The 13,146-nt window shown below is 40.3% G+C and carries 13 protein-coding genes and 1 riboswitch; of the genes, 7 read left to right on the forward strand and 6 right to left on the reverse strand.

Annotated elements, in window-relative coordinates; translation table 11 throughout:
- The first annotated feature begins 35 nt into the window (after positions 1–35).
- The 6 genes from allE (at position 36) to arcC (ending at position 7,208) form a co-directional block, all read left to right on the forward strand.
- Positions 36–800 (forward strand): (S)-ureidoglycine aminohydrolase, encoded by a 765-nt coding sequence (gene allE, locus AM500_RS03315; protein ID WP_053597932.1) that lies wholly within the window; start codon positions 36–38, stop codon positions 798–800.
- A gap of 24 nt (positions 801–824) precedes the next feature.
- Positions 825–1,874 (forward strand): ureidoglycolate dehydrogenase, encoded by a 1,050-nt coding sequence (gene allD, locus AM500_RS03320; protein WP_053597933.1) that lies wholly within the window; start codon positions 825–827, stop codon positions 1,872–1,874.
- Between the two features lie 41 nt (positions 1,875–1,915).
- Positions 1,916–2,965, forward strand: a complete 1,050-nt coding sequence (gene allD, locus AM500_RS03325; RefSeq protein WP_053597934.1) for an ureidoglycolate dehydrogenase — start codon at positions 1,916–1,918, stop codon at positions 2,963–2,965.
- A 118-nt stretch (positions 2,966–3,083) separates the two neighbouring features.
- Positions 3,084–4,829, forward strand: a complete 1,746-nt coding sequence (gene fdrA, locus AM500_RS03330; RefSeq protein ID WP_053597935.1) for an acyl-CoA synthetase FdrA — start codon at positions 3,084–3,086, stop codon at positions 4,827–4,829.
- A gap of 44 nt (positions 4,830–4,873) precedes the next feature.
- On the forward strand, positions 4,874–6,148 hold the full coding sequence (locus AM500_RS03335; protein ID WP_053597936.1) for a YlbE family protein: 1,275 nt from the start codon (positions 4,874–4,876) through the stop codon (positions 6,146–6,148).
- A 124-nt stretch (positions 6,149–6,272) separates the two neighbouring features.
- Positions 6,273–7,208: a carbamate kinase gene (arcC, locus tag AM500_RS03340; RefSeq protein ID WP_197282657.1), complete on the forward strand. Its 936-nt coding sequence runs from the start codon at positions 6,273–6,275 to the stop codon at positions 7,206–7,208.
- Positions 7,209–7,776: 568 nt separating this feature from the next.
- Here the strand turns inward: arcC and AM500_RS03345 are convergent.
- The 5 genes from AM500_RS03345 to AM500_RS03365 are packed head-to-tail and all read right to left on the reverse strand — an operon-like array spanning position 7,777 to position 11,500.
- Positions 7,777–8,781 (reverse strand): sulfonate ABC transporter substrate-binding protein, encoded by a 1,005-nt coding sequence (locus AM500_RS03345; protein WP_053597938.1) that lies wholly within the window; start codon positions 8,779–8,781, stop codon positions 7,777–7,779.
- A gap of 14 nt (positions 8,782–8,795) precedes the next feature.
- Complete coding sequence (locus tag AM500_RS03350; RefSeq protein WP_156319737.1) at positions 8,796–9,509, reverse strand: ABC transporter ATP-binding protein; 714 nt, start codon at positions 9,507–9,509, stop codon at positions 8,796–8,798.
- Positions 9,510–9,526: 17 nt separating this feature from the next.
- On the reverse strand, positions 9,527–10,312 hold the full coding sequence (locus AM500_RS03355; RefSeq protein ID WP_053597939.1) for an ABC transporter permease subunit: 786 nt from the start codon (positions 10,310–10,312) through the stop codon (positions 9,527–9,529).
- A gap of 6 nt (positions 10,313–10,318) precedes the next feature.
- Positions 10,319–10,948: a carboxymuconolactone decarboxylase family protein gene (locus AM500_RS03360; protein ID WP_053597940.1), complete on the reverse strand. Its 630-nt coding sequence runs from the start codon at positions 10,946–10,948 to the stop codon at positions 10,319–10,321.
- Positions 10,949–10,981: 33 nt separating this feature from the next.
- A complete protein-coding gene (locus AM500_RS03365; RefSeq protein WP_053597941.1) occupies positions 10,982–11,500 on the reverse strand; it encodes a thioredoxin domain-containing protein in 519 nt (172 codons plus the stop codon).
- Positions 11,501–11,681: 181 nt separating this feature from the next.
- Positions 11,682–11,790, reverse strand: a riboswitch (SAM riboswitch).
- Positions 11,791–12,226: 436 nt separating this feature from the next.
- Here AM500_RS03365 and AM500_RS03370 point away from each other — a divergent pair.
- On the forward strand, positions 12,227–12,619 hold the full coding sequence (locus tag AM500_RS03370; protein ID WP_053597942.1) for a DoxX family protein: 393 nt from the start codon (positions 12,227–12,229) through the stop codon (positions 12,617–12,619).
- Positions 12,620–12,736: 117 nt separating this feature from the next.
- Here the strand turns inward: AM500_RS03370 and AM500_RS03375 are convergent, their stop codons facing one another.
- The gene (locus tag AM500_RS03375; protein WP_053597943.1) at positions 12,737–13,120 is read right to left on the reverse strand and encodes a YkvA family protein; all 384 of its coding nucleotides are present in this window, start codon (positions 13,118–13,120) and stop codon (positions 12,737–12,739) included.
- Positions 13,121–13,146: the final 26 nt, after the last annotated feature.

The raw sequence follows: 13,146 nt of genomic DNA on the forward strand, positions 1-13,146 counted from the left end.
TTATTAAAAATTCGTATATAGAGGAGAATGTAAAGATGGGTTATCCAAAAGATTTACTATCAAGCAGGTCAATTATTAAACATGGCAAATATGCTCTAATTGCACCAGAAGGCTTAGTGAACAACGTTGTTCCTGGATTTGAAAATTGCACAATGTCCATTTTAGGTTCACCGAAACTGGGTGCAAGCTTTGTGGATTATATCATCACAATGCATGAAGGCGGCAAGAATAGCGAAGGGTTCTGTGGGCAGGAAGATGTTGAGTCATTTGTCTACGTCCTAGGCGGAAAAGTAAAGGCAACTGCCGATGGCAAGGATTATATTTTACAAGAAAGCGGCTATCTATATTGCCCTCCAGGAGTAAAAATGTACTTGGAAAACGTCGAATCCGGGGATTCTCGTCTATTCCTTTACAAACAAAAATATAAGCCATTAGAAGGCCGTAAGCCATGGGCCGTTTCCGGTCATGCAAATGATATCGAATATAGGGACTACGATGAGATGCATAACGTTCATATAAAAGATCTATTGCCGATGGATCTCGATTTCGATATGAATTTCCACATCCTTTCATTCGACCCTGCAGCTAGCCATCCATTTATTGAAACACATGTCCAGGAGCATGGTGCATACCTCTTGTCTGGAGAAGGTATGTATAACCTGGATAACGAATGGATTCCAGTTAAAAAAGGCGATTACATCTTTATGGGACCTTATGTCCATCAGGCTGCATATGCAGTTGGAAGAGAACCACTGACATATGTTTACTCAAAAGATTGTAATCGGGATGCATCATTATAATATTGCCAACGAAGAGGTGTCACCATGAGATTAAAAAGAGAGGACTTAAATAGTCTAATCAAAAATAAGCTTCATAATGCAGGCCTTAATGAGGAACACGCCGGGATAGCCGCGGACGTCCTTGTATTTGCAGACGAAAGAGGAATTCATTCCCACGGAGCAATGCGTGTGGAGTACTATGCTGAAAGAATTGCAAAGGGCGGGATAAATACAAATCCTGACTTTAAGTTTGAGAAAACCGGACCAGCAACAGGCATCTTTCACGGTGATGGCGGCAATGGCCATGCCGCTGCAAAGCTTGCTATGGACGAAGCAATTAAAATGGCAAAAGAAAGTGGCGTTGCAATTGTTGGGGTCAGGGATATTTCCCATAGCGGAGCGATATCCTATTTTACTCACCAAGCAGCAGATCAGGATCTGATTGGCATTTCGGTTTGCCAATCCGACCCGATGGTTGTTCCATTCGGCGGAGCCGAGCCTTATTATGGTACAAACCCTATTGCCTTTGCTGCTCCGAGCAGCGATGGCAGAAAGATTACTTTGGATATGGCAACAACTGTCCAGGCCTGGGGGAAAATCCTTCATGCCAGATCAAAGAATGAGTCGATTCCGGATACATGGGCAGTGGATAAAAACGGGGAACCGACAACTGATCCGTTCAGTGTGAACGCGCTGTTGCCAATTGCAGGCCCTAAAGGCTATGGCCTGGCAATGATGGTTGATGTACTATCCGGAATCCTATTAGGACTTCCGTTTGGAAATAAAGTTTCATCTATGTACGAAGATTTAACTGAATACCGGAAATTGGGTCAACTCCATATTGTCATTAATCCGGAATTCTTTACAGGAATAACTGGCTTCAAGAAGGATATATCGCAAACAATGGACGACTTGAATCAAATCAAACCTGCAACCGGGTTTTCAAAGGTTCTTTTCCCTGGACAGAATAATGATTTCGTCATAGCAGATTACAATGAAAATGGCATTGAAATCGTAGATGATATTTATGAATATTTAACCTCGGATGTCATTCATAACAATCAATATGATCATAAGGATCCATTTGCAAAATAATTGATAGATTCAATACAGCTAGGCGTAAGGGGTGAAAAGGAATGAGATTAACTAAAGACCAATTGAAGAATTTAATGGCAACAAAGCTTCAGAAGGCTGGATTAACAGAAGAGCATGCTGCCATCGTAGCAGATGTGCTTGCTCATGCTGATGCTAGGGGTATCCACTCTCATGGTGCAATGCGTGTCGAATATTATGCCGAAAGAATTGCTAAGGGTGGGATCAATAATAACCCCGAATTTAAGTTTGAAAAAACGGGCCCTTGCACGGCAGTCTTTGACGGTGATAATGGAGCGGGACATGTCGGAGCAAAAGTAGCGATGGATGAAGCAATAAAAATGGCTAAAGAAAATGGGGTTGCTGTGGTAGGTGTTAGGAGAATCGGCCATAGTGGTGCGCTTTCTTATTTTGTCCAACAGGCTGTTAACGAGAATTTGATTGGTATTTCTGTTTGTCAATCAGATCCGATGGTTGTTCCTTATGGCGGTTCAGAGCCTTACTACGGTACCAATCCAATTGCTTTTGCTGCACCAGGGAAGGACGGGAAGCATATCACGTTTGATATGGCGACCACCGTACAGGCCTGGGGGAAAATTCTTCATGCTAGATCGAAAAATGAATCCATTCCTGATACATGGGCTGTTGATAGCAACGGAGAGCCAACAACAGATCCATTTAAAGTAAATGCATTATTACCTATTGCTGGTCCAAAGGGATACGGGCTTATGATGATGGTTGATGTTTTATCTGGAATCCTGCTTGGTCTTCCGTTTGGAAACAAGGTATCTTCCATGTATCACGATTTGACTGAGTATCGAAATCTTGGACAACTTCATATTGTTATTAATCCTGAATTTTTCACAAACCTTCAGGCATTCCAAGAAGGCATTGCAGCTACGATGAAGGATCTTAATAACATTAAGCCTGCTCCTGGCTTTGATAAAGTTTCTTACCCTGGGCAAAGAAGTGCTGAAAGGGAAAAGAAATATGAAGAGGACGGCATTGAAATAGTCGATCATATTTATGAGTATTTAAATTCAGATGTTGTGCACAACAATGCGTATGACAACAAAAGTCCTTTTGCTAAGTAAAAGTAGAAACAGGAAGGGTGGGCTCCCACGAGTGACCACCCTTCTTCATGGCGATTGCTGTTCAATTTCGCCACTTTTCAGACAACTAGGAAAAATACATTAAGAGGTGAACAAAATAATGCTTTATACCATTATAAAAGAGAATTCCTACCAGGATTCAGTTAACTTGATGCTTCTCACAAATAAAATTACAACAATGGACGGAATTAACAAGGTTCAAATTATGATGGGAACTCCGGCCAATAAAGATATTTTCAAAAGTTCTGGTCTTTACACAGAAGAGCTTGAAAAAGCTGCTGCCAATGATATGTGTATTGTTGTTGATACAGACATGGAAGAAAAGATTCAGGAAGTACTTGATGAGGTTGATAATTATCTAAGTAACCAATCAATTAGCAGCAGCAAAGAACAATTTGAATCAGTGCGTACATGGGATAAAGCGGTTAAGGCTTTGCCAAGTGCAAATGTCGCTTTAATTTCAACACCGGGACAATACGCAGCAGAAGAAGCCGACAAAGCACTGGACAATGATCTGCATGTCATGATCTTCAGTGACAACGTATCAATTGAAGATGAGCGCCGCCTCAAAGAGAAAGCCCATGATAAAGGCCTTCTTGTAATGGGACCTGACTGTGGAACAGAAATTTTGTCCGGCGTACCGCTTGCGTTCGCAAATGTGGTTAAACCGGGTAATATCGGAATTGTTGGAGCTTCCGGAACAGGTATCCAGGAAGTAACTGTCCAAATCGACCGACTTGGCGGCGGTGTAACTCATGCCATCGGAACCGGCGGGCGCGACCTATCTGATAAGATTGGCGCTATCACCATGATGGATGCAATTAAAGGTCTTGCAGCACATAACCAGACGGAAGTAATCGGGATTGTTTCCAAGCCGCCTGCAAAAGAAGTGCGTGACCAGGTCGTTGAATTGCTTCAAAGCTTGTCAAAACCTGTTGTGGCTATTTTCCTTGGTGAAGAGCCGCATAATCATGAGGGCAACATCTATTATGCAAATACCCTTGAAGAAACAGCAGCAATTGCAGTCGATCTTGCAAAAGGAAATCCTGTAAAAGCAAATTACAATCAACTTATTGGTGATGTACCGGCTGTTGACTTGAAGCCTGAACAAAAGACAATTAAAGGCCTTTATTCCGGCGGTACACTGGGATACGAAGCGGCTACTCTCATCAGCAGAGGTCTTAGCCTTGGCAAGAGTGATTCCCATGAAGAAGGTTACTTGTTAAAAGCAAACGGCAATGAAGTAGCTGACCTTGGTGACGATATGTATACTCAAGGAAAGCCGCATCCAATGATCGACCCGGCAACACGAGTTGAATTCTTCAAAAAGGCTGCAGAGGATGAGTCCACAGCGATTATTCTTTTTGATGTGGTTCTCGGCTACGGTTCACATGAAGACATGGCTGGTGCGTTGATTCCTGCTATTCAAAAGATCCAGAGCAATGCACGTGAAAACGGCAGAAACATTTACTTTGTTGCGACTGTATGTGGCACTGAGCAAGACCCGCAAGACATCCAGGAGCAAAAGTCAAAACTTGAAAAAGCTGGTGTCATTATTCGAGACAGTAATAACCAGGCAATCCGTACTGCTCTTGCTATGCTTGATATCCGGATTGAAGAGAAGGATAAAGAACTGGTTTCTGATAATGCGGCTGCAAAAGCAGAAATTAGCGTTTCTCCTGCCATCGATAAATTGTTAAACGAGAAACCAAATGTTATCAACGTTGGCTTGAAGAGTTTTGCATCTGCCATTACAGACAATGGCGGCCGGGCTGTACAATTCGACTGGCGCCCAGTGGCTGGCGGAAACGAGAGAATGCGGAAAGTTCTAAGTGTTCTTCGTTAATCCAATCGGAAATTACACTAACGTGAAAATCAGGAGGTAGCAAAATGTACGGACAATTTAAAACAATTGATGAAGCAAACCGCGCAGTAATCGATAAAGTTGTATCAGGCGCACCATTTTTAGTGGATGTCGTTCCTGCAAAATCAGTGATTGAAGAGTTAAACGGAAAGGTCCTGCTTCATGCAGGGCCACCTATTAAGTGGGAAAATATGACTAGCCCGATGCAAGGCTCTTGTGTAGGGGCAGCCCTTTTTGAAGGCTGGGCAGCGAACGCTGATGAAGCGTTTAAACTGTTTGAAAATGGTGAAGTTGAGTTCATCCCTTGCCATCATGTAAATGCCGTTGGACCAATGGGCGGAATTACATCCGGAAATATGCCACTTGTAGTTGTCGAAAATCAAGATGGCGGAAACCAGGCATACTGCACATTGAATGAAGGGATTGGGAAAGTACTTCGTTTCGGTGCTTATTCAGAGGAAGTAACAAACCGCCTTGCATGGTTCCGCGATGTTTTGGGTCCTGTCCTTTCAAAAGCGCTTAAAGTAAAAGGTGACGGATTGAACGTTAACGTGATGATGGCAAAAGCAATTACAATGGGTGATGAGTTCCACCAACGTAATATTGCTGGATCACTAATTTTCTTAAAAGAAATCACTCCATATATTTTGAAAACAGATGCTTCTGAAAATGATAAACAAGATGTTATCCAATTCCTGGCAGATACAGACCAGTTCTTCTTGAACATTGCGATGGCAACATCCAAGGCAGTAATGGATACAGCGAGACAAATCCAACATGGTACAGTTGTTACAGCAATGTGCCGTAATGGATATGAGTTCGGCATCCGCATTGCTGGTATGGGTGACCAATGGTTTACTGCACCTGTTAATACACCACAAGGCTTATTCTTTACAGGCTATGATCAAGATATGGCTTGCCCTGATATGGGGGACAGTGCCATCACTGAAACATTCGGAGTAGGTGGTATGGCAATGATCGCAGCTCCTGGTGTAACACGTTTCGTAGGTGCTGGCGGTTTTGATGACGCTCTTAAAACAAGCAATGAGATGATGGAAATTTGTATTGATAATAACCCTAACTTCTCTATTCCAACTTGGGATTTCAAAGGGTCTTGCCTTGGAATCGATGCAAGAAAAGTTGTAGAAACTGGAATTGAGCCAGTTATTAACACTGGTATTGCACATAAAGAAGCAGGTGTTGGGCAAATCGGTGCAGGTACCGTTCGTGCTCCATTAGCATGCTTTGAAAAAGCTATTGATGCTTACGCAGTGAAGCTTGGCCTAATTGAAGCAGAATAAGGACATTATTTGTGGAGAGGGAAAGTTAAACAGAACTCCTCTCCTCCTTTACTGAAAGTGTCAAATACTTGTTAGTAAAAAACGAATCGCAGCTAAGAAGTCAATGCATACAGGAGAGATATTAGTGAGCAGAATTGTTTTAGCCATCGGCGGAAACGCAATTATAAAAGAGGGTCAAAAGGGTACACTTGAAGAACAGAAAAAAAATATTGATGAAAGCTGTGAGCCTGTTCTAGGGCTAATTGAACAGGGGAATACGGTTGTAATTACTCATGGGAATGGGCCGCAAGTTGGCAATTCATTAATTAAAAACCAAATGGCTGAATCAGAGGTACCAGCTTATCCACTTGATGTTTTAGATGCTGAGACTCAAGGAAATTTAGGCTACTTAATTCAGCAAGCTTTTAGAAATAAAATGGTTGAACGCAATATCGGGAGAACAGTTGCGACCATTGTTACACAGGCTGTTGTTTCTAAGGATGATCCAGCCTTTTCTAATCCTACGAAACCAATTGGACCATTTTATACAAAAGAAGAGCTAGACAAAGTCCTGGAAACTGAAAAAATCTCATACATTGAGGACAGCGGCAGAGGATACAGACGTGTTGTTGCTTCTCCAAAGCCGGTGACAATTGTTGAAAGAGACGCAATTGAAGCATTGCTTGATAAAGAAATTACGGTCATTACAGCTGGCGGTGGCGGAATCCCTGTTATCGAAGAAAACGGCATGCTAAAGGGAACGAATGCTGTCATTGATAAGGATTTTGCAAGTGCGCTTTTGGCAGCTGAAATCAATGCCGATTATCTATTTATTTTAACTGGCGTTGAGCAAGTAGCAATCCATTTTGGTACTCCTCAACAACAAAACCTATTGGAAATGACAGTTGATGAAGCATTACGTTATATGGAAGAAGGACATTTTCCAAAAGGAAGTATGGGACCGAAAATCGAAGCAGCCATTTTGTTTTTGAAAAAAGGCGGAAAAAACGTCATCATTACATCTATGGACAAGCTTCAAGATGCACTTGAAGGTAAAACGGGTACACGTGTAACGTTATAAATGTAAAAGAAATTAGGATTGGCTTTTATACAAGCCAATCCTTTTTTACGTATGTCTGCAGGCTGCGTTGTAGAATGAAAATCCCTAGTAAAAGTTCTAGGAGCCGCAGCTAGACAGGCTCCCGGTATTATTCTATACATACCCTGATCAAGCTAGGCAATCATTGCAGAAGGGTTGGAAAAGTTAAAGAAACTGCAAAGAAAATTTCAGCCGTAGCTGTTTAATTGTAAAGGAAACTAAAGTTAACCAAACAAAAGCTAAACGGAACTTGCTTCCGGTCAGCTTTTGTTTCTTAAGGACGAGCAGAACATGATTAAAGAAAGGATAGTAATTGATCAACAAACGGAAAAGTATTGTACAATCTAGACATGTAGAAGATTTAGGGAAAATGTTCTAAAAGAAGCCGGCTAAACCTTAAGGGAGCTGCCTTCGCTTATTAAAAATTAATTTGATTGCTTTCGTTGATATAAAGGTGATTAAAATGATAAACATTGGCGACGGCTTTTACAAAAAACCGCTACAAACAACCAACTGGTTGTTGTAGCGGTAGTTCATAAGCAATGTTAAATTAGTTCGAGGTTACGGATTCTGGATACCAGTTGGGATTTTCCTCTGTCACTTTTTTAATATCAACTTTTTCCGGGAATAGTTTCAAGCCGAAAAATGTATCCGCTAAGTCTTGTTGTGCCTTAACAGCTTCTTCATCAATAGGAAGAACTCCGAAGTCTCGTCTGCCATTCGCAATTTCAAGTGGCTTTGCATCAATCTTTAGCTCTTTGGATAAGATGTTCGCTACTTCTTTGGTGTTATCGTTTGCCCATTGATCTGACTTCTGCAGTTCGTCTAATATGATTTTAATCGTGTCTGTATGGTTATTTACAAAATTTTCAGAGGCAAAATAGAATGTCCGATTTTGTGTTAAATTTTCACCGTTTACAATTGTTCTTGTTGCTGTACTCGATTCTAGTACAGCCAGGAATGGATCCCAGGTTCCAATAACATCAATTTCACCAGATTGAAAGGCAACTCTTCCTTCTGCTGAATCCTTATAATAAATAAGATTTACATCTTCAACCGTAAGTCCTTCTTTTTCCAGGGCTTTGACCAGCAGGTAATGCATATTCCCGCCCTTGGTCACCCCTATTTTCTTTCCTTTGAAATCCTGTACAGTCTTAATTGGCGAGTCCTCTTTAACGACTAAAGCTACTCCTTTTGGATAAGGTGTATCAGACGCGACATATACACTCGTTTTACCGCTAGCTTGTGAAAAGACCCCATTTGCATCGGATGCATGCCCAAAATCAATCGCACCAGTATTCAATCCTTCTAATAAAGCAGTTCCTATTGGAAACTCTGACCATTCAACTGTTATATTCTCTTCGGCAAGTCTTTTATCTAATGTACCTCTTGCCTTTAAAATGTTTAACGTATTGCCTTTTTGATAGCCAATTTTCACAGTTGATCCTTTTTCACCATTTGACCCAGAACTGCTATCCTCTGATCCGCATGCTGCCAAAATCCCCACGATTAAAATAAGAAGGCAGCTTAATATCCATTTTGACTTTGCTTTCATACTCTCTCCTCCTACTATTCCTGCATTAATTTATTCAGGATGATATTTTGATAATGGATAAATTCTTGATCTACATTTCTTGGCCTTGCCAATGGGATTGCTGTGTCCAGCTCAATCCCGCCATCCTTAATCACGATTACCCGGTCCGCTAACCGTACTGCCTCGCTAACATCATGGGTAACAAGAATAGCTGTAAAGTTTTCCTCAGACCATAATTGCTCTATTAAATTCTGCATCTCTAAACGAGTAAGGGCGTCCAAGGCACCAAGAGGCTCATCTAATAGTAATAATTTTGGTTCTCCAGCCAACGCTCTTGCTAACGATACGCGCTGCTTTTGCCCTCCTGATAAAACAGAAGGCCATTCGTTTTGTTTTTCCAATAGACCTACATGGGATAGAGAGTTCTCAGCAGCTTTATTATTTTTGCCAGTAACACCAATTTGGACATTATCCAAAACACTTTTCCAGGGAAGCAGGCGGGAATCCTGAAACATGATTCTTGTATCGGGATGCAGGCCCTTCAAATGGGTCCCGTCAAACAGGATTTCCCCATTGGATATTGTCTCCAACCCAGCTATTAAACGGAGCAAAGTACTTTTCCCACAGCCACTTTTTCCGACAATCGCCAAAAATTCACCTGGGTTTATTTTTAAATCAATGCCCTTTAGTACCTGTAAATCTCCAAATCTTTTATCAACATTGTTTATTTGAACGTTTATTCCTGACACCTGATTCCCTCCATGCTTTATGCTCTTTTCTTGTAGAAATTCGGATGCCACTTAAGCCATTTTTTTTCTAAACCCAACGCTAGCACATCTGATAATTTCCCTAATAATGCATATAGGATGATACTTAGAATGACAATATCCATTTGCATAAATTCGCGGGCTGAAGTTGCCATATAACCAATCCCTGTATCAGATGCGATGGTTTCAGCAACAATTAAGGACATCCACATGATCCCTAAAGCATAGCGGACACCAACTAAGATGGAAGGGAGTGCCCCTGGCAGCAGGATATTCCAAAATAAAGGGAATCCTTTTAATCCGTAAACCTTTCCCATTTCAATTAATCCTTTATCAACATTACGAATGCCATGATATGTATTTAAATATATTGGAAAAGCTACCCCTAAAGCGACGAGGAAGATCTTTGCGTCTTCCCCAATGCCAAACCACAGAATAACAAGCGGGATTAATGCTAAATGTGGAATGGTCCGAATCATTTGTATGGATGTATCAAGCAATTTGGAGGCAAGTGGAATCAATCCATTTATCAGTCCTAAAACGAATCCAATAATTCCTCCAATAAAAAAGCCGATGAATGCTCTTTTTGTACTAATCCATATATATTCATAAAGGCTCCCATCTTCTGCTAGACGAATGGTTCCTTTTATAACTTCGATGGGTGTAGGCAGAATTTCTTTTGGCAAAATCCCCAATGAACCCAATAGTTGCCATAGTATTAAAAAAAGAGTCGGGATTACCCAAGGTATAGCAGTATCTAATGTATGTTTGATTCTTGGACTCACACCGCTTTATCTCCTTTCCGTATCATAAACATCCAAAACGTCAGCCAGATGCCTTATTGTACTTCCGGCCCTCAAAGCTCCGGCTATCAAACTAGCTTCTGCCAACTCCATTTCACTAATAGAATAGTTGGCTGCGAGAGCTTTAAGTTTTTTAATATACTCGGTTGATCTTAAAGCATGCGCCGATGCATAGGAAATCAAGATAACAAGTTTAGTAGATAACGTACCTGAAGACTCTATGAACGGTACGATAAGCAAGTCATGCAAATGTTTAGATTGGTCAGGAAAAAGCTTGAGTAATTGTTCCTCTCGGTTAACGTTTCCCAGTTCTTCAAACACCCCATCCGGAAGTGAAGGGAGGAGTGCAGTTCCAGTCTCAAGCGAAGTGGCAATTGTAACTCCTTCTATTAATTCTTCTGAAGTAACTCCTAATTTTTTCGCCTTTTTTGAATGGAATTGAGTGCAATAAGAACATTTCGTTATCGTTGTTACTGAAACAGCAATAATCTCTTTTTCTCTTGGTGGGATCACTCCCTTTTGCCAAACATCGTCCGCAAAACTACGATACTTTCGGAAAAAAGCTGGATGGATTCTTGGAAGCTTTGTTAATTGGGTTCCAATTTCATTTATACTCATTTTCATTCTCCCCCCGGTGAAAATGTGATTAGTTTACTTAGCCAGTTCTTCCTCAATTGAGGCTTTCAATTCACCGGCAGTTAGTTCCGTTGGGAACTGATACTCCTTTTCATTAACAAAAACAGTCGGTACCATTTTTACATCTCTGGCTATAGCTTCTGCCGTTACTTTCAGGCTAATTTCGGTATTTTCTGGTTCTTCTTTCAGCTGATATTTTTCGGCTATTAGTTTTTTGATTTCTTGATTATTCAGTTGATCCCATTCGCCCTGTGTTGCAAATAATTCCTTTAAGATGTTTTTCACACGGAGGGGGTTGCTGTAATCAAGGAATAAGTTGATTAAGGTTCCATTTAATAACATCTCTCTAGGCTTGTCATAATGCTTAACAATGAATTCAACCTGGCCATTTTCCAGGTAGTTTTGTAAAACATCTTCGGCAATACCAAAAAAAGTAGCACAATAGGGGCAGGTTAAGTTCAAAAAAACCTCAACCTTTACAGGTGCATCCTTCTTCCCAAAGCTCAATTGTGAGTTAGCAATTTGATTCGTCACTTTCTTCATTCTCCTTTTTAATAATTTTGGATTACAATGCTGGTGAAATTATATTATTCTTATAAAAATAGTGGGGATTTAAAGCGAGGATTCCCACTCACAGCAGTTAGATGACTTACTGCAGCTGGAAATCAAAAAGGCCCTCTTCAGAAAAGAAGAAGACCTTAAATTACAAGGTTTCTTCTTATCTTGCAAGTTTTCACCAAACTTGCAGGAATTAGCACCTTTCCGTCTAAACGGTGGTTGCTGAGGTGTCATAGAGCCATTCTCTCAACCTCTCTTGATAAGAAAAATATTGCTTATTCACTTTTCGCACTAATGAAAACAAGATTAACAAATTGTTTATAATATTTTGTTTAATCTAATAAATACGATTATGGAACTTTGTTCATATAATGTCAATATTTTTTTATTAGTGACATGCAGTTTGCCTCCTATTTTCAGTTTCTAAACAGTGGGGCGAACCTTGCAATAATTGGTTTTCTCCGGGATATTAGTTGCATAAGAATTTAAAAGGGAGCTGAAGGATAGCTGGTATTACAAAAGACAAACGTGTCGCCTTACAAAAGAGGAGGATCGGGTTGGCTTTTTCAAATATTATCGGAAGAAGCATTTCAGTTAAAAATGAATGTAAAGTTATTGTAAAAAACCTTGAATTAAAAATATATCAATCTATAATATGTTAAATAAATATAAAAACTTAAGTAATAGAGGAGGAGTTTCTTTATGTCTAACAAAAATGAAATTGGAACCTTTATACTTCGTGTAGTACTAGGCATTGTCTTTTTAGCACACGGAGTTTCTAAGTTTCAAGGTGGGATAGAGAATACGGTAGGCTGGTTTGATAGTATCGGGATTCCCGGTTTTCTTGCTTATGCAGTAGCTGTGATTGAAGTGGCAGGTGGCATTGCGCTGATTCTTGGTTTAGGGACTCGTGTTGCTTCACTACTATTGGGCCTAATCATGATTGGTGCAATCTTAATGGTGAAATTGCCGGACGGATTTCTAAATGGCTATGCTTATGATCTTGTGTTATTAGCCCTAACGGTGTATTTCGTATTGAATGGAAGCAAGTTATATTCTCTTGGTCAGCTGATGGCTAAGGGTAAGGAAGCTTAGTATCCAAAAAAAAGACAATTTAGCCCGAAAAAATGAGCTGTCATGTTGTTAAAAAACAAAAAATTATGGAGCTAATCAATTAAGTTGATTAGCTCTTTATAGCTGATATAGTTCGGTTTAGTTTAAAAGCTGAAAGATTTTGATAGATGCCCAAACCGTGAATCCAACCCAAATTAATATAATTATAAGGCCGGCAATCCAATTCTTTGGTTTGCCGTTTTTCATCAGTTGTTCTGCTTTCACTTCACAATCAGATAAAACTGCTTTCGGTATCATTTTCATCGCGAGCCAAATCGCTATTGGAAGCAGAATCACTTCATCCAGGTAACCAAGAATCGGAATGAAATCGGGTATTAAGTCAATTGGGCTGAATGCATATGCGACGATAACAGCAGTAAACACTTTTGTGTACCAAGGTACTCGCTCATCTCTATATGCAAAATAAAGAATAAAGATCTTCCTTTTTAACTGCTTCGCCCAAGCTTTAATTTTATTGAACATAGTCTCTCCTCTTGAAACACGCTCCA

This window comes from Bacillus sp. FJAT-18017, from assembly GCF_001278805.1.
GTDB lineage: Bacteria > Bacillota > Bacilli > Bacillales > Cytobacillaceae > Bacillus_D.